The 17,138-nt window shown below is 62.6% G+C and carries 13 protein-coding genes; 4 read left to right on the top strand and 9 right to left on the bottom strand.

Features of this window, described 5'->3' with window-relative positions; genetic code table 11:
• Positions 1–7 precede the first annotated feature (7 nt).
• The 8 genes from yvcK to HMI60_RS02790 form a co-directional block, all read right to left on the bottom strand.
• The gene (yvcK, locus tag HMI60_RS02825; RefSeq protein WP_193590527.1) at positions 8–1,027 is read right to left on the bottom strand and encodes a uridine diphosphate-N-acetylglucosamine-binding protein YvcK; all 1,020 of its coding nucleotides are present in this window, start codon (positions 1,025–1,027) and stop codon (positions 8–10) included.
• Positions 1,027–1,950, bottom strand: a complete 924-nt coding sequence (rapZ, locus tag HMI60_RS02820) for an RNase adapter RapZ (protein WP_018777552.1) — start codon at positions 1,948–1,950, stop codon at positions 1,027–1,029. The genes yvcK and rapZ overlap by 1 nt, the downstream gene beginning before the upstream one ends.
• Positions 1,951–2,067: 117 nt before the next feature.
• On the bottom strand, positions 2,068–4,083 hold the full coding sequence (gene uvrC, locus HMI60_RS02815; RefSeq protein ID WP_039241211.1) for an excinuclease ABC subunit UvrC: 2,016 nt from the start codon (positions 4,081–4,083) through the stop codon (positions 2,068–2,070).
• 57 nt (positions 4,084–4,140) lie between these two features.
• A complete protein-coding gene (locus HMI60_RS02810; protein WP_018777550.1) occupies positions 4,141–4,809 on the bottom strand; it encodes a 1-acyl-sn-glycerol-3-phosphate acyltransferase in 669 nt (222 codons plus the stop codon).
• Entirely contained in the window at positions 4,796–5,512 is a 717-nt protein-coding gene (locus HMI60_RS02805) for an HAD hydrolase-like protein (RefSeq protein ID WP_193590526.1), read from the bottom strand. The genes HMI60_RS02810 and HMI60_RS02805 overlap by 14 nt, the downstream gene beginning before the upstream one ends.
• 61 nt (positions 5,513–5,573) lie before the next feature.
• Positions 5,574–8,501, bottom strand: a complete 2,928-nt coding sequence (gene uvrA, locus HMI60_RS02800) for an excinuclease ABC subunit UvrA (RefSeq protein ID WP_193590525.1) — start codon at positions 8,499–8,501, stop codon at positions 5,574–5,576.
• Between the two features lie 65 nt (positions 8,502–8,566).
• Complete coding sequence (locus tag HMI60_RS02795; protein ID WP_193591120.1) at positions 8,567–8,947, bottom strand: GntR family transcriptional regulator; 381 nt, start codon at positions 8,945–8,947, stop codon at positions 8,567–8,569.
• 148 nt (positions 8,948–9,095) lie between these two features.
• Positions 9,096–9,875 carry a trans-aconitate 2-methyltransferase gene (locus HMI60_RS02790; RefSeq protein ID WP_193590524.1) on the bottom strand — a complete coding sequence of 260 codons (780 nt, stop codon included), beginning with the start codon at positions 9,873–9,875 and terminating at the stop codon, positions 9,096–9,098.
• Positions 9,876–9,945: 70 nt separating this feature from the next.
• On the opposite strand from HMI60_RS02790, the gene HMI60_RS02785 reads away from it, so the two are divergent.
• The 4 genes from HMI60_RS02785 to HMI60_RS02770 are packed head-to-tail and all read left to right on the top strand — an operon-like array spanning position 9,946 to position 15,771.
• Positions 9,946–12,480 carry an RNA helicase gene (locus HMI60_RS02785; protein WP_018777545.1) on the top strand — a complete coding sequence of 845 codons (2,535 nt, stop codon included), beginning with the start codon at positions 9,946–9,948 and terminating at the stop codon, positions 12,478–12,480.
• 12 nt (positions 12,481–12,492) lie between these two features.
• Positions 12,493–13,899, top strand: a complete 1,407-nt coding sequence (locus HMI60_RS02780; RefSeq protein WP_193590523.1) for a CoA transferase — start codon at positions 12,493–12,495, stop codon at positions 13,897–13,899.
• A 29-nt stretch (positions 13,900–13,928) separates the two neighbouring features.
• Positions 13,929–14,441 carry a GNAT family N-acetyltransferase gene (locus HMI60_RS02775; protein ID WP_018777543.1) on the top strand — a complete coding sequence of 171 codons (513 nt, stop codon included), beginning with the start codon at positions 13,929–13,931 and terminating at the stop codon, positions 14,439–14,441.
• A gap of 13 nt (positions 14,442–14,454) precedes the next feature.
• Complete coding sequence (locus tag HMI60_RS02770; RefSeq protein ID WP_193591119.1) at positions 14,455–15,771, top strand: alpha/beta fold hydrolase; 1,317 nt, start codon at positions 14,455–14,457, stop codon at positions 15,769–15,771.
• Between the two features lie 15 nt (positions 15,772–15,786).
• On the opposite strand, the gene HMI60_RS02765 is transcribed toward HMI60_RS02770, so the two are convergent.
• Entirely contained in the window at positions 15,787–17,115 is a 1,329-nt protein-coding gene (locus HMI60_RS02765; RefSeq protein ID WP_193590522.1) for an MFS transporter, read from the bottom strand.
• Positions 17,116–17,138: the final 23 nt, after the last annotated feature.

The raw sequence follows: 17,138 nt of genomic DNA, 5'->3' as shown, positions 1-17,138 counted from the left end.
CGTATTCCTAACTGTTCCCGAAAATATCGTGGTAAGCCGCTGCCAGCAGCAATGGGTCATGGACTGGGCGGCGCCTCGACGCCCCTACTCTACCCAACACCACTTCGGCTCCGATCATCCCGGCGGCCTTTTCAAAGGCCTTGAGGTCCTGGATCGCAGCCGGGTCGGCAAGCACGACGTCCACACTGAACTCCGGGGCGTAGCGCCGAAGGACGTCCAGGTGGTCTGCGGCGGTCATGCCGGAGGTCTCTTTGGTCTCCACGTCCAGATTCATGGTCAAGCAACGCTTGGCGGCGGTGTCACCGAGCGCTTGGCGCAGCTCGGGAAGCAGCAAGTGGGGCAGCACGGAGGTGTACCAGGAGCCAGGTCCAAGGATCACCCAGTCTGCGAGCTCTATTGCCGTCAGGGTTTCCGTGCATGCCGGGGCATCCTCGGGAAACAGCTTGACCTCTTCCAGTTTGCCCGCGACAGCGCACTTCGCTTGCCCGCGCACAGTCTGCAGTTGGTGGCTCCCGTCGGGAAGTTCCGTGCGTGCCTTGCCCTCGATGGTCAACGGAATGCTGGACATCGGAAGCACCTGGCCGCGGGCGCCCAGAAGGGCACCGGCCCATTTGAGGCCGGCAACCGTATCCCCCAGAAGCTCCCACAGCGTGACGATGAGGAGGTTGCCCATGGCGTGGTTGTCCAACGAGCCACCCTTGGCCTTGCCTCCGGCGTCGAAACGATGCTGCATGACATCACGCCAGGTGCGGCCCCAGTCGGTGTCGTCACAGAGGGCGCTCAGCGCCATCCGCAGATCGCCGGGCGGGAGGACGCCGTACTCCTCACGCAAACGCCCGGACGATCCGCCGTCGTCTGCCACCGTGACAATGGCAGTCAGCTCCGAGGTAAGCAGCCGGAGGGCCGAAAGTGACGCTGCCAGGCCGTGCCCACCGCCGAGAGCCACCACGGACGGGCTCTTCTTCTGCTGGCTGCCGGGGACTCCCTTGGGCGGTATGAGGGGCAGCGGGCCCGTCAGGACACCCACTACTCACGTCCCAGGTCGCGGTGGGTGGTGGTTACGGTCACGCGGGGAAACTGGGCCAGGCGCTTGGAAAGCTCGACGGCGACAGCCACCGAACGATGCTTTCCTCCTGTGCAGCCAACGGCAAGGGTTGCATAGTGCTTGTTCTCCTGGCGGTAGCCGTCCAGAACAGGCTCCAGGGCCCGGACGTAACGATCCACGAATTCCTGCACGCCCTCTGCGCCGAGCACGTAGTCACTTACGTCCTCGTCCAGGCCGGTGTGGGGACGGAGTTGCGGCACCCAGTGGGGATTGGGGATAAAGCGGGCGTCGGCCACGAAGTTTGCGTCGACAGGCAGTCCGTATTTGAAGCCGAAGCTCATGACATTGAGCCGCAGAGTCACAGGTCCCGTGTCGCTGAAGAGCTCGGTGATGGCGGTAGCCAGGCCGTGGACGTTGAACTCCGAGGTGTCCAGCACTACATCGGCGTGTTCGCGCAGTTCGCGCAGGACCTCCCGCTCGATGCCGATCCCGTCGAGGATCCGGCCTCCGCCTTGCAGCGGGTGCGGACGCCGGCCCTGCTCGAAGCGGCGGACGAGGACATCATCATTGGCATCGAGGAACAGCACGCGGAAAGTAATCCCGCTGGCGCTCAACGCACCCAGTGCCGTTTGGATGTCCGTGAAGAGATCCTTGCTTCGGACATCCACCACGACTGCCAGTTTGGGAATGGACTTGGGAGCATGCGAGACAATCTCAGCCAAGGTGCCCAGCATCTGGGGAGGCAGGTTGTCCACCACATACCAGCCGTGGTCCTCAAGGGCATCGGACGCAGTGCTGCGCCCCGCTCCCGACATGCCGGTGACGACCAGGAGCTCCGCCTCCGGTGGCTTGACTGGCGTCAGGCCGTCCTGCTCCGTGCCGGACCCAGCCATTGCCTCATCCATCAGTTGTCCCCGTTTCCTCGGAAGTGTCATAGCTGCCGGTGCCACCCGCCGGACACGGCGGAGCACCCCTTGACCGCAGCGCCGGAAATTGCCGCAGCGGCCAAGTTCTTACCCTAGCTAAGATTCGATGATTTCGCCGGTTGTCATGTTCACTGCGGGAGCGGTCTCCCCATCCGCGGCAGTGGAACCCAAGTGCTGGACCACTGCGGCGGCCAGGGCTGGACCGATGCCCTTGGCGGACGTCAGTTCCTCGACCGAGGCTGCCTTGATTTTCTTAAGCGACCCAAAGTGCGACACGAGGGCCTTCCGCTTGGCCTCACCGAGGCCAGGCACTCCGTCCAGTACCGACACCGTCATTGCCTTGCCGCGTTTTTGCCGGTGGAAGGTGATGGCGAACCTGTGCGCTTCATCGCGGATACGCTGAAGGAGGTACAGCCCTTGGGAAGTCCGCGGCAGGATAACCGGGAAGTCGCTGTCGGGAAGCCAGACCTCTTCCAGTCTCTTGGCGAGTCCCACGACGTAGACGTCGTCGATGCCAAGTTCGGCGAGGGCTCGCGCGGCTGCGTTCACCTGCGGCTGACCGCCGTCGACCACCACGAGGTTGGGCGGGTAGGCAAACTTGGCCTTGGGCGCCGGGATCGTGGCATCCGACGTCGATGGGTCCGTCATGCCGCTGGACACGGACCGGGTGGGGTTGACGATCTCGCCCGAAACGACCGGTACCTGGGCGGCCTTGTCCGTCAGGTAGTGCTTGAACCGCCGCGTGAGGACGTCGTGCATCGCCGCGGTGTCATCGGCAGCGGCCGCGCCCGTGATGGAGAACTTACGGTAGTCGGCCTTCTTGGGAAGCCCGTCTTCGACCACCACCATGGAAGCCACTACGTTGGTGCCCTGGACATGGGAAATATCGAAACACTCGATGCGCAGCAAGGGAACCGGAATGTCCAGGGCTTCCTGGAGTTCCTGGAGCGCGAGGGACCGGACGGTGATGTCTCCCGCGCGCCGCGTCTTGTGGAGTTTGAGGGCTTGTTCGGCATTTTCACGGACCGTGGACATCAATGCGGCCTTGTCCCCGCGCTGCGGAACCCGGATGTCCACTTTGGCGCCACGGAGTCCGCCAAGCCATTCAGTCAGTTCGGCATGGTTGCTGGGGTTCTCCGGAACCAGGACTTCCCGGGGGATCCTGCCTTGAACCTCGCTGTCTTCGCCGTAGACCTGCTGGAGAAGATGTTCAATCAGTTCCGGGGTGGTGGCATCTTCCACCTTCTCCACCACCCAGCCGCGCTGGCCGCGGACCCGGCCTCCACGGACGTGGAACACCTGGACCGATGCTTCCAGTTCGTCATCGTGCAGTGCGAAGACGTCGGCATCAGTATCCTCTGCAAGGACCACGGCGTTGCGCTCGAAGACCTTGCGCAAAGCAATGATGTCATCACGGAGCCCGGCAGCACGCTCGTAATCGAGTTCCGCCACGGCTGCTGCCATGTCTTTTTCCAAACGGCTGATGAAGCGCTTGGCCTCGCCGCCCATGAAGGAACAAAAATCCTCGGCCAGCCCCCGATGCTCGTCAGGAGTCACACGGCCTACGCAGGGCGCGGAGCATTTGTCGATATACCCCAGCAGGCAGGGCCGTCCGCTGGCTTCGGCCCGCTTGAAGACTCCCGGGCTGCAGCTTCGGACCGGGAAAACCCTGAGGAGCGTATCCATGGTTTCCCTAATGGCCCCCGCCGTATAGGGACCGAAATAGCGGGTGCCCTTCCTGCGTTCGCCACGCATGACCTGTACCCGGGGGAACTTCTCCCCCATGGTCACGGCCAGGTAAGGATAGGTCTTGTCGTCGCGGAAAACAACATTGAACCGAGGCTTGAATTCCTTGATCCAGGTGTACTCAAGCTGCAGGGACTCCAGCTCGCTGCCCACCACGGTCCATTCAACGCTGCTGGCTGCATGGACCATCGCATGGGTCTTGGGGAGCAGCCCCGCAGGGTTGGCAAAGTAAGAGTTCAGCCTTGAACGGAGGTTCTTCGCTTTGCCCACGTAGATGACCCGGCCATGGGGGTCACGGAAGCGGTAGACACCCGGGGTAGTGGGGATTTCACCGGTCCGGGGTCGGTAAGTTGATGGATCTGCCACACGTCCAGTCTAGTGAACCGGACTGGCTGCTAAACGCCAGTGCAGTGCGCCGGAAGCCTAGTCCACCGACTTGCTCTGGTTGTAGCTGCCAGAACGTTCCTGCCCGCTGAGCAGTGCAATCGCGTCCATGATCTTGTCAGTGACCTCCCGGCGGGCCGGGAGGGAATGGTCAGGGCCCGTCTTCTCGAAATAGAGCGGTTCGCCGACCTTCATGGTGAAGTGCTGCGGTCGGACGGCGTTCTTGTCCGCAGGTTGCAGCTTTTCCGTGCCGATGAGGCCGACGGGTATCACCGGGGCGCCCGTGGTCAAGGCCAGCCAGCCTACTCCTGTTCGGCCGCGGTAAAGGATCCCGTCCCGGGAGCGGGTACCCTCGGGGTAGATGCCGATGCCCTTCCCGGCTTCAAGGATGTCCAGGAGGGTCTTGAGTGCCTGCACACTGGCCGCCTGCTCCCCGCGCTCCACGGGAATTGAACCCACGGCTTCAAAGAACGACTTCATCACGGCGCCCTTGACACCTTTGGTGGTGAAGTACTCGGCCTTGGCAAAGAACGCAACGGGCCGCGGCATCAAGGCCTGGACGATCACGCTGTCCAGAAAGGAAAGGTGGTTTGGTGCCACGATGAAAGGTCCGCTTTTGGGGACATTTTCAAGTCCGATGACTGTTGGCCGGCATGTGGACGAGATCAGTCCGCGGGTTGTCCACCGGATCGCATCAAAGACTGCCATCGTTTTGTACCTCGCTAAGGGCCGCCGCACGGACAGCATCAAGTTCTTCAATTCGCGTACGCAGTTCAAGGGCCGTGCTGACAACAGTCACGGCGCCCGCTTCTTCAAGTTCGCCGTCAGGTGCGAAACCCCAGCTGACGCCGATGCAGTCCAATCCGTTGGCCATCGCCCCGGCGACGTCCTGATGCCTGTCCCCCACCATGACCGCTGGTTGGGAATGCAGATCGGCGAGGGCTGCCCCGACGATCGCGACCTTCCCCGGTGCCGTGTTTGCCTTCGCGGACTCGTCATCAGCAGCACCACGGATTGAAACAAAGAAGTCCGCGATCCGGTGGTGGTCGAGGACGAGCCGCGCAATGGACTGTGGCTTTTGCGTGGCTACCGCTACGGGGCGGCCGCTTTCGGCAAAGAACTCCAGGAGGTCGAAGACTCCCGGATAAAGCCGGCTTTGACCAATACCGGTTTCCTTGTAGTGACGCCGATAACGGTGAATGGTCTCATCCACCAATTCGCCGGGAACGCCAGCCAAATGCAGAAGGGAATCACTGAGCTTGGGACCCACCATGGAATTCAGTACGGCTTGTTCCGGAACAGGAAGGCCCATTTCCTGGAGGGCGAGCGAAATGCCTCCGGTGATACCGCCGGCAGGATCGACAAGGGTGCCGTCCAGATCGAATATTACGGGCACCTTTGTTTGAGTCACCGGGTTAGTTTCTCACGAGTAGCGGCATGCCTGAAACTCGCATGCCGCTACCGGAATACTTCTAACCCAGAATCTCAGCCAGGAAGGTGGCAGTGTGGCTCTCTGTGGATTTCGCTACTTGCTCCGGGGTTCCGGTCGCGACGATTCGTCCGCCGCCGGAACCACCATTGGGGCCAAGGTCCACGATCCAGTCCGCCGACTTGATGACGTCCAGGTTGTGCTCGATGGTAATGACGGTGTTGCCCTTGTCCACAAGGCCCTGGAGGACCATCAGCAATTTCCTGATGTCTTCGAAATGCAATCCCGTGGTGGGCTCGTCCAGCACGTAGATGCTGCGGCCGTTGGAACGCTTCTGGAGCTCCGCAGCCAGCTTCACGCGCTGGGCCTCGCCGCCGGAAAGTGTCGTGGCAGGCTGGCCGAGCCGGACGTAGCCAAGTCCAACGTCCACAAGGGTGTTCAAATGCCGTGCGATCGGGGTGAAGGCGGCGAAGAACTCCGCACCTTCTTCAATGGGCATGTTGAGGACGTCCGCGATGGTCTTGCCCTTGTAGTGGACCTCCAGCGTCTCGCGGTTGTACCGGGCCCCATGGCAGACCTCGCACGGAACGTAGACGTCAGGCAGGAAGTTCATTTCGATCTTCAGCGTGCCGTCGCCGGAACAGGCTTCGCAGCGGCCACCCTTGACGTTGAAGGAGAAACGACCGGGCTGGTACCCGCGCACCTTGGCTTCGGTGGTCTCCGCAAACAGCTTGCGGATGTTGTCGAACACGCCCGTGTAGGTGGCGGGGTTGGAGCGCGGCGTACGGCCAATGGGGCTCTGGTCGACGTGCACTACCTTGTCCAGGTGCTCCAGGCCGGCCACGGAGCGGTGGCGTCCGGCTACCTGCTTGGCTCCGTTGAGCTTATTGGCGAGGACCTTGTACAGGATCTCGTTGACCAAGGTGGACTTGCCCGAACCACTGACACCCGTGACCGCAGTGAACAGACCGAGGGGGAACGTAGCGTCAACGTTGTTGAGGTTGTTCTCCCTGGCGCCGACAACCTTAAGCTCCCGCTTCTTGTCGTACTTGCGGCGCTTGGCAGGAATATCGATCTTCCGGCGCCCGGCCAGATAGTCACCGGTGAGGGACTGCGTGTTTTCGAGGAGTTCCTTGTAGGTACCGGAGTGGACGACCTGGCCACCGTGCTCGCCGGCGCCGGGTCCGATGTCCACCACCCAGTCGGCCTCGTGGATGGTGTCTTCGTCGTGTTCGACCACAATGAGCGTATTGCCCAGGTCCCGAAGCCGTGTGAGGGTCTCGATAAGGCGTCGGTTATCGCGCTGGTGCAAGCCGATAGAGGGCTCATCCAGGACGTACAGGACGCCGACTAGGCCGGAGCCAATTTGCGTGGCCAGCCGGATGCGCTGGGCCTCGCCGCCTGACAGCGTGCCGGAAGGGCGCTCGAGATTGAGGTACTCCAGGCCAACGTCCAGAAGGAACGTCAGGCGGGCCTGGATCTCCTTGAGAACCTGGTTGGCGATCTGGGCTTCCCGGTTGGTCAGCGTCAGGCTTCCGAGGAACTCTGCGCATTCCCGCATCGGGAGCGCGGCCACCTCGGCGATGGACTTCCCGTTGATCAGTACGGACAGCGATGCCGGGTTCAGGCGGGCTCCGTTGCACTCGGGGCAAGGAATTTGGCGCATGTACTCTTCGTACCGGTCGCGGGCCCAGTCAGAGTCCGTTTCACCGTGCTTCCGGTGAACGTACTGGATGGCTCCTTCGAAGCCGGTGCTGTACTTGCGCTCACGTCCGAAACGGTTCTTGTACTGGACTACGACCTTGTGGTCCTTGCCGTGAAGTACCGTGTTCCGGACATCCTTGGGGAGCTTCTCCCACGGGGTCTTCATGGAGAAGCCGAGTTCGTGTGCGAGGCCTTCAAGGAGGCGGTTCCAGTACTCCGTGGTCGCTGTACCCAGGGACCACGGAGCAATCGCGCCTTCGCCCAGCGAAAGTTCCGGGTTGGGAACGATCAGTTCCTCATCGACTTCCAACTTGGTGCCGATGCCGCTGCAGGCAGAGCAGGCACCGAACGGGTTGTTGAAGGAGAAGGATCGCGGCTCGATCTCGTCGATGGCCAGAGGGTGCTCGTTGGGGCACGCCAGATTCTCGGAGTAGGCACGGATACGTGCGGGATCTTCAGTGTCCAGGTCCACGAATTCAACCAGCACACGGCCTTCGGCCAGGCCCAGTGCGGTCTCCACGGAATCCGTGAGCCGTTGGCTGATCTCTTCCTTCACCACCAGGCGGTCAACAACGACTTCGATGGCGTGTTTGTACTGCTTGCCCAACTTGGGCGGATCGTTCAACTGGACCAGTTCGCCGTCAACCCGGGCACGGGAGTAACCCTTGGCCGTCAGCTCCTTGAAGAGGTCAACGAATTCACCCTTCCGGCCGCGGACGACCGGAGCGAGGACCTGGAAGCGGGTGCCGGTTTCCAACTCCAGGAGTTGGTCGACGATTTGCTGGGGTGTTTGCCGCGTAATCGGCTCACCGCAGACCGGGCAGTGCGGGCGGCCAACGCGCGCCCACAGCAAGCGCATGTAGTCGTAGATTTCGGTGATGGTGCCCACAGTGGAACGCGGGTTCTTGCTGGTGGACTTCTGGTCGATGGACACCGCAGGCGAGAGACCTTCGATGAAGTCAACGTCGGGCTTGTCGACCTGACCAAGGAACTGGCGTGCATACGCCGACAATGATTCGACGTACCGGCGCTGGCCTTCGGCGAAGATGGTGTCGAAAGCCAGGGAGGACTTACCGGAACCAGAGAGTCCGGTGAAGACGATCATGGCGTCGCGTGGGAGGTCGAGATCCACGTTGCGCAGATTGTGTTCCCGGGCTCCCTTGACCACCAGGCGGGACAGATCCGGCTTGGCTGGCTTGTTATCAGAAACGACGGAAGCGCTGTTCAGGGAATCGATGGCTGTATCTTCAGCTAAGGCTTTGGGCACCCACCAATGCTAATCGAAAACTTCTTCGAATTTCCATGTCGTGCCTCACATGCTACCGATCGGTATCAATCGGCGTCGTAAGCGGCAGCGAAAAGCTGCACTGCCTCGGCGAAGGAAGCGCCTTGGGCCTTGGCAGAAGCTGCGTACTGGGCGGCAACTTCGGCCAGTGCCCCCCAACGGTCATCGCGGGCACACACTACTGTCCCGTTGCGTCCACGGGTAGCGACAACGCCGGCTGCTTCGAGCTCCTTATATGCGCGGGCGACTGTATGGGGTGCCACGTCCAGTACACCTGCCAGGTTCCGGACGGGCGGCAGTTTCGACCCCACGGCGAGAACGCCTGAATCTGCGAGTTCGATGATGCGGAGCCTCAACTGTTCAAAGAGCGCCACAGCACTGCCGGCGTTGGGTCGCCAGCTCCCGGGGAAATCCCCTGCGGGCGTCATGATGAGCTCCTGGCAGGCACGTGCGCCACCGTCGGCGGCAGATCCGGATTGCATCCATGGTCCATGCCGAGAATTAGACCAGCGGCACCACCATGGGACAAGACATGAGGGTGCGTGTTCCTCTGGCCCGTCATAAATGTATGTCGGCTCACGCGTGCTTCCTCGCCACCGCAAAAATACGACGGAACGGAAACACCGTACCGTGGGCCGTCGACGGGTAGGCCTGGCGCAGCATGGCTGCGTATTCCTTTTCGAAGGCGTCGGCTTCGGGCGCGGGCAGGGCGGAAAGGACGGGTCGCAGTCCTGTGCCCCGGACCCATTCCAGCACCGGATCCTCCCCCGTAAGTACCTGCTGGTAGGTGGTCTCCCACGCGTCAGCCGAGCATCCGGCGTCGAGCATTATGCCCAAGTAGTCCGCGGGGCTGCCCACCGCGCCATCGTGCCGCAGAACCCCATCCAGTCGCGTCCGCCATCGCGGCGAACCGGCGAGTTCACGCATCAATGCGTGGGAGGGCGACGAAAAGTTGCCCGGGACCTGCAGGGCAAACCAAGCGCCTGGCCTTAGCGCTTCGAGCCAGGCGGCGAGCATCTCCTGGTGCCCGGGGACCCACTGGAGGGCAGCGTTCGTCACCACGACGTCAACATCGTTGTCCGGCATCCACTCAGCAATGTCGCCCTGGTTGAAGGACAGCCCACTGTAATGACCCGTCAATGACGCGGCTTTGGCCAGCATTTCCTGCGACGAGTCAATCCCAACAACGTGTGCCGCGGGCCAGCGGTCCGCCAAAGTGGCAGTCATGTTGCCAGGGCCGCAGCCCAGGTCCACCACGTGGCCGGGCTTAGCGGCTTGGATTCTCGCCACCAGGTCATGAAACGGACGGTCCCGATGATTGCCGAACTCGGCGTACTTGGATGGATTCCACTTCATAAAAGCCTCCTGGAGCCGGGCAACACTGCTGGGCTGAGCCTAAACTGTCCGGGCACTAAGCTGGAAACCAATGAAACTTCTTGAGCAGCTTCCTGGTTCCACCGCCACAGGTCCCCTGGACCCGGATGACATTTACACGCGGTTTGTCGAGTGGACTGAAAGCCGTGGCCTGCAGTTGTACCCGGCCCAGGATGAAGCGATCATGGAACTCGCCTCCGGCGCCAACGTCATCCTTGCTACGCCCACAGGTTCCGGTAAGTCCCTGGTGGCCATCGCCGCCCACTTCGAAGCCATGGCCCGTGGCCAGCGCAGCTACTACACGGCGCCCATCAAGGCACTGGTATCGGAAAAGTTCTTTGCCCTGTGCGACATCTTCGGTGCGGAAAACGTGGGAATGATCACCGGCGATTCCGGCGTCAACCAGGATGCACCCATCATCTGCTGCACAGCGGAAATCCTGGCCAACATAGCCCTCCGCGAAGGGTCAGCGGCCGAACTCGGCTCTGTGGTCATGGACGAATTCCACTTCTACTCCGATCCCCAGCGCGGCTGGGCGTGGCAAGTGCCGCTCCTGGAACTCCCCCAGGCCCAGTTCCTCCTCATGTCCGCCACCCTTGGCGACGTCTCCCGCTTCGAAACAGGCCTCACGGAACTGACCGGCCGGACTACGACAACGGTAAGTTCCGCGGAGCGGCCTATTCCGCTGCACTACTACTACCAGCTGACCCCGGTCCACGAGAGCCTGGAAGAGCTGCTCTCCACCAAGCAGGTTCCCGTGTACGTGGTGCACTTCAGCCAGGCCGAAGCCATCGAACGTGCCCAGAACCTCATGAGCATCAACATGTGCAGCAGAGCCGAGAAGGATCGCATCGCCGAACTGATCGCAGGCTTCCGGTTCGCGGCAGGCTTTGGAAAGACACTCAACCGGCTGGTGCGCCACGGCATCGGAGTCCACCACGCGGGCATGCTGCCCAAATACCGCCGCTTGGTGGAACAGCTTGCCCAGGCCGGGCTGCTTAAGGTCATCTGTGGCACGGACACCCTGGGCGTGGGCATCAACGTTCCGATCAGGACGGTGCTCTTGACGGCCTTGAGCAAGTACGACGGCGTACGCACCAGGTCTCTTAACTCGAGGGAGTTCCACCAGATTGCCGGTCGTGCCGGCCGCGCCGGTTACGACACCGCAGGCACCGTTGTGGTGCAGGCGCCGGATCACGTGGTGGAGAACACCAAGGCCATGGCCAAGGCCACTGCCAAGTTCGGTGATGACCAGAAGAAGCTGCGGCAAGTCGTCAAGAAGAAGCCCCCGGAAGGATTCGTGTCCTGGGGCGAACCCACGTTCAAGAAGCTCGTCGAGTCCATTCCTGAGCCGCTGACGTCCAGTTTCACCGTTACGCACGCGATGCTGCTCAACCTGATGGAGCGTCCGGGCGACCCCTTCCAAGCCACCCGGCGGTTGCTCAGCGAGAACCACGAGAGCCGCCCTGCACAACTTCGGCTGATGAAGAAAGCACTGGGGATCTACCGGGAGCTGTTGGCTGCCGGGGTTGTTGAACGAATCCCCGAGGACGAGCAGGAAGCTGAAGGACGGTCGGTTCGGCTGACGGTTCACCTCCAAGCCAACTTCGCCCTCAACCAGCCGCTGTCCCCCTTCGCTCTAGCAGCCTTGGAACTGCTTGATCCGGAGTCGCCTTCCTACGCACTGGATGTCGTTTCAGTCATTGAGTCGACCTTGGAGAAGCCGCGCCAGATTCTTTCCGCACAGCAGAAGAAGGCCCGCGGGGAAGCTGTTGCCGCCATGAAGGCGGACGGCATCGAATATGAGCAGCGCATGGCCATGCTGGACGAAGTGACCTATCCCATGCCGTTGGCCGGGATTCTTGGTGAGGCGTTCGAGGTCTATCGAAAAGCTGCGCCGTGGGTTGGCGACTTCGAACTCGCACCAAAATCGATCATCCGGGACATGTATGAGCGCGCCATGAACTTTGGCGAGTTCGTGCAGTTCTACGGCCTGGCACGCTCGGAGGGCATCGTCCTGCGATACCTTGCAGACGGTTTCCGGGCACTTCGGCAGACCGTTCCCCAGGACCTGCTGCGCGAGGATCTTGAAGACCTCATTGCCTGGCTCGGAGAACTCGTGCGTCAGGTTGACTCGAGCCTGCTGGACGAATGGGAGGAACTGACCTCCGGGCTGGCTCCGACACCGCACGATGCGCCTCCTCCCCCGCCGCCACTGTTGACCTCGAACATCCGGGCCTTCCGGGTGATGGTCCGGAATGAGATGTTCCGCAGAGTTGAACTTTTCGCAGACGAGGATTCCAGTGCCTTGGGAGAACTCGACGCCGACGCCGGCTGGGACGCCGGGCGGTGGGAAGAAGTTCTGGACGACTACTTCGACGAACACGATGACATCGGGACCGGCCCGGACGCGCGTGGACCCGGTTTGCTGATTATCACGGAGGAGCCGGGCCTGTGGAAGGTCCGACAGATTTTCGACGACCCCGCGGGAAACCATGACTGGGGTATCTCGGCCGAAGTGGATCTGGCGGCGTCCGATGAGAGTGGCACAGCCGTAGTCCGCGTGACCGACGTCAACAGGCTCTAGCCCGAAGAAGCCATGGAACCCGTCCCCGACCTGACCAGCAGCCTGCGCAGCCTGGAGGCCTTGCGCTCGGTAACCCCCGTGACCCCGATGATCCTGCCGGGTTTGAGAAGCTGGTGGGAAGGTGCGCTGGATGTCGAGGGCCTTGCATTGGGTTCAGTGTTGGCAGCAGCCACTGCCCTGGAAGCCCTGACAGGCTGTGCGGGCAGGTATTCAGCGTCATCTGAGCCGGTGGCTGCTTCGTTCGATTCGCTGACGCACCTGCGGATCGCGGGCACCAAACCCCAGGGCTTCGCACCGGCGTCGGGTTTTCGGCGGACCTCGGACGGCTGGATCCGCCTTCACGCGAACTACCCTCACCACGCAGCGCGGCTGATGGAAGCGATGGGCGCGAACAGCGCCCAGGACGTGGACGACGCACTCCTGACCATGACCTCCCTGGACGCCGAGGATGCCATCAACGCCAACCGGGGCGTGGCAACGGCGGTCCGACGCCGTGGCGAATGGGTCTCCTCCGCCATGCACCGCGCGCTCTCTGATGAACCGTGGATCCGGTTTCTCCCACCAACCGCCCTGCAGATGTCGTCAACCACCTCACCAGTTTCTTCTGCCTCAGCCGCGTGGAAGCCATCCAAGGACCCTGAACGGCCACTCACCGGCCTGCGGGTTCTGGACCTGACCCGCGTCATTGCAGGCCCGACGGCGACCCGGCTCCTCGGAGCGCTCGGAGCCGATGTCCTGCGGATCGATCCTCCGGGCCTCCCGGAATTGGAGGAGGCTTTCGTGGATGGCGGTTTCGATAAGCGATCTGCCGTGGCCGACCTGGGGAACGCTGCCGGACTGGAGACCGTCAAAGACCTGATCTCCACCGCGGACGTCGTCGTGACGGGTTACCGCAACGGCGGTCTGGACAGATTTGGCCTGGGAGCTGAAACCCTGTTGGCCGGGAAGCCGGACCTCGTGGTGGCGACCCTGTCGGCTTGGGGAAGCGCGGGGCCGTGGAGACAACGGCGCGGTTTCGACAGCCTGGTACAGGCGGCCTGCGGCATCGCCGAAGAATACGGGCATCTGGACGACGACGGGTGGAAGCCAGGTGCGCTGCCGGTGCAGGCCCTGGACCACGCCACAGGCTACGGAGTGGCGGCTGCCGTACTGGCCCTGTTGGCAGAGAGGTTGAGGACAGGGGCAGGAGGAATGGCGGCTTTGTCGCTGGCACGCACCGCCGAGGAACTGTTCAGGTTGCCGGCCCGTCAAGCTGACGTAAAGGCCGCCAGTCTGCCCCAACCTGCGTATCGGGAGACCCCGAGTGCGTATGGCCAGCTGCGGTTCGTGGGGCCGCCGCTGTTGGTGGACGGCGTGCAACTGCAGTATCGCCGGCCGCCTGTGCGGTATGGAACATCCCCTGTGGCGTGGAGCCAGTAAGGCGGGCTTCCTTTAGTAAGCTCGAATGCATGAGTGTTATCCGCCAAGCCACTGTTGACGATGTCCCCGCGATCCTGCGCATGATCCACGATCTGGCGATCTATGAAAAGGAGCCGGACGCCGTCAAGAACACCCCGGAAAGGCTCACGGAGGTGCTGTTTGGCGAGAACCCGCGGGTCTTTGCCACGATCGCGGAAAACGCTGCCGGCACCGTGCAGGGGTTCGCGCTGTGGTTCTTGAACTACTCCACCTGGGAAGGCGTCCACGGCATCTACCTGGAGGACCTTTACGTCGAACCCGACGCCCGTGGTGAGGGCCATGGGAAGGCGCTTCTTCAGTACTTGGCAGCGACCGCCGTCGAACGTGGTTACGCCCGTGTGGAATGGAGCGTCCTGAACTGGAACGAACCATCCATCAATTTCTATAAAAAACTCGGCGCGTTCCCCATGGAGGAATGGTCCACTTTCCGCCTCACCGGAGAGGCCCTGGAAGCTTTCGGCACGAAGGCCGGACAGTCAGAGGAATCGTTTGCCCGTGGCTGAAACGTACTCCTCAATGCCGGAACACACCGTCCTGAACCGCCACGAATTCCGTGGCGTACGCACGGTTGAACACTACTTCACCGTCCCCCTGGTGCATTCCCCCGGTGCCAACGAAGCCACCAGTGAAACGATCACCGTTTTTGCCCGGGAGTACTCCTCTGCGGCGCATACCGCGGAAGAAGCGTCCAAGCTGCCGTGGCTGCTGTTCCTGCAGGGAGGTCCGGGTGGACGCGGGAACCGGGTCACCTCCCTGGCCGGCTGGATGAAGGCAGCCGCGCGGGATTTCCGTATCCTGATGCTCGACCAACGCGGCACCGGTCTTTCCACCCCCGTTGAACGGCAAACGCTGGAGCTTCGTGGCGACGCTGCTGCCCAGGCTGAGTACCTGACGCACTTCCGGGCCGATTCGATTGTTGCCGATGCAGAATTTATCCGTGGCGTCCTGGGCTCGGGCCCTTGGACCGTCATGGGCCAATCCTTCGGCGGGTTCTGTGCCTTGACCTATCTGTCCTTCGCGCCGGAGGGTTTGCGCGAGGTCCTGATCACCGGAGGCCTGGCTCCCTTGGAAGGACCCGCTGACCGGGTCTACCAGGCGACCTTCAAGCGCGTTGCTGCACGGAACGCCGAATACTTCGGTTGGTACCCGGAAGACCGTGAACGGGTCACCCGGATCGTCCGGCACTTGGAAAAGACTCCCGAGTTCCTGGCAAGCGGTGAGCGGTTGACCCCGGAACGGTTCCAAATGGTCGGATCGTTCCTGGGAGGCAACACCCGCGTGGATTCGCTCCACTATCTGCTGGAGGATGCGTTCATCGACACCTTGGACGGGGAGCGACTCTCAGAAGTGTTCCTCGAGCAAGTACGAAGCCTGGTCAGCAGGGCTGCCAACCCCCTTTACGCTGTGCTGCATGAATCAATCTATGGCCAGGGCGAGGCAACCAACTGGGCGGCGTGGCGGGTCCTGGAGGATTATCCGGAGTTCGAGCCAGGCGCCGAACAGCCGCTGCTCACCGGGGAAATGGTTTATCCCTGGTATTTCGAACAGGACCCCTCCCTTGCACCCCTGCGCGACGTAGCGGAAATCCTTGCCGCCCGCAAAGACTGGAAGCCGCTGTACGACACCGCCGCCTTGGCCGCGAACCCGGTTCCCGTGGCTGCGGCAGTGTACAAGGATGACATCTACGTGGACCACGATTTGTCACTTGAAACCGCTGCGGCCGTTCGCGGGCTCCAGGCATGGGTTACGTCCGATTTCCACCACGACGGTATCGCGGAGGATGGTGAAGGCATCTTCAAACGGCTTTTGGGCATGGTCCGTGGCGCACGCTGACCGCTTGGCTGAGCTTCAGCGGCTGCTCACGCCCGGGCGGCGCCGAAGAGCCATGGCCAGAGTCAGGGCAAGGACTGCTGCAGCCACTAAGCTGGACGCCACGTTGAGGCCCTGGTAGCCAATCCACGCGAGGAGAAGGCCGGAGGTGGCACCCCCGATTGCCCCCGCAGCGCCCATCAAGGTGTCCGAGACTCCTTGGACGGTGACCCGCTCATCCTGGCTGACGCTCTCAGCCAGCATCGTCGAACCAGCGATGGTGGCTGCGGACCAACCCAGGCCCAGAAGGATCAATCCTGCAGTGACAAGCGCGGGTTCGTGCTGCCCGAAGCCGGCGATGAACACGGCCACCAGCAGCAGGCCGTGCCCGATGGCAATGGTCTGCGGCCGGCCGGCCTTGTCCGTCAGCCATCCCCACACCGGCGACAAGGCGAACATGCCGGCAATATGAAGCGAAATGGTGACCCCGATAATCACCAGAGCATCCGTACTGTCGGTGGTTCCCCCGTGGTGGCCGGCATGGGATCCGTCCACCAGCTGCTGGAGGTGAAGAGGCGTCATGGACATGACCGCCACCATGACCCCGTGGGCGGCGATAACAGCGGCCAGTGCCAGAAGGGCCTGCGGGGAGGAACGAACGGCCCGTAGGCCGGACCTGACAGTGCCCCTGACGGGGATGCTCCCGGTACCGCCCGAATCGTGGGCGCTTGATGCCAGCCGCCTGGCAAGCAACAAGGGATCCGGCCTGAGCCCGAGGAACAGAAGCAGCGCCGCCAGCAAGAGCCCTGCCGCGGAAAAGACAAAGGGGCCCGCAATGGGCGGCAACCCAAGAGCCTGTCCCACCAAGGCACCTGGCTGGATGAGGTTCGGCCCGGCAACCGCTCCGATGGTGATGGCCCAGACCACTGTGGACAGGGACCTGCCGCGATGTTCGGGCTCGGCGAGGTCTACGGCAGCAAACCGCGCCTGGAGGTTTGCCGCAGTGCCCAGGCCCAGGAAGGCTGCCCCCAGTATCAGGACGGGGAATGACCTGGCCATCACGGCGACTATGAACAGGAGTGCCCCGATCATGGCAGCTACCAAGCCGGTGACCAGACCCACCCGGCGTCCACGTGCTTCGGCCAGCCGCGCCAGCGGAAGGGCGGCAATGGCGGCCGCCAGGGTCAACACGGTAGTGATGGAACCTGCCCATGCCTCGGAGCCGGACAGATCAACAGCCAGCAGGGAGCCAATGGAAAGCGTCGCTCCATTGCCAACTCCGCTGAGGAGCTGGGACGCACTGAGCAGGAAAACACTACGGCGCTGAACCCGTTGTGGGTCCAGCGCCGTAGTTGGGGAGGTAGTCACCCCATGAGACTACAACTTTCGAT

The sequence above is a fragment of the Paenarthrobacter sp. YJN-D genome, from assembly GCF_015040335.1.
GTDB lineage: Bacteria > Actinomycetota > Actinomycetes > Actinomycetales > Micrococcaceae > Arthrobacter > Arthrobacter nicotinovorans.
Note: the sequence above shows the minus strand (reverse complement) of the source record. Positions and strands in the feature narration are given on the sequence as shown.

What these genes read in the sequence shown, in the direction of transcription:
- rapZ (WP_018777552.1), bottom strand. Translation starts at nt 1,950, where the DNA reads ATGGATGAGGCAATGGCTGGGTCCGGCACGGAGCAGGACGGCCTGACG.
- HMI60_RS02810 (WP_018777550.1), bottom strand. Translation starts at nt 4,809, where the DNA reads ATGGCAGTCTTTGATGCGATCCGGTGGACAACCCGCGGACTGATCTCG.
- HMI60_RS02795 (WP_193591120.1), bottom strand. Translation starts at nt 8,947, where the DNA reads ATGACGCCCGCAGGGGATTTCCCCGGGAGCTGGCGACCCAACGCCGGC.
- HMI60_RS02790 (WP_193590524.1), bottom strand. Translation starts at nt 9,875, where the DNA reads ATGAAGTGGAATCCATCCAAGTACGCCGAGTTCGGCAATCATCGGGAC.
- HMI60_RS02785 (WP_018777545.1), top strand. Translation starts at nt 9,946, where the DNA reads ATGAAACTTCTTGAGCAGCTTCCTGGTTCCACCGCCACAGGTCCCCTG.
- HMI60_RS02780 (WP_193590523.1), top strand. Translation starts at nt 12,493, where the DNA reads ATGGAACCCGTCCCCGACCTGACCAGCAGCCTGCGCAGCCTGGAGGCC.
- HMI60_RS02775 (WP_018777543.1), top strand. Translation starts at nt 13,929, where the DNA reads ATGAGTGTTATCCGCCAAGCCACTGTTGACGATGTCCCCGCGATCCTG.
- HMI60_RS02770 (WP_193591119.1), top strand. Translation starts at nt 14,455, where the DNA reads ATGCCGGAACACACCGTCCTGAACCGCCACGAATTCCGTGGCGTACGC.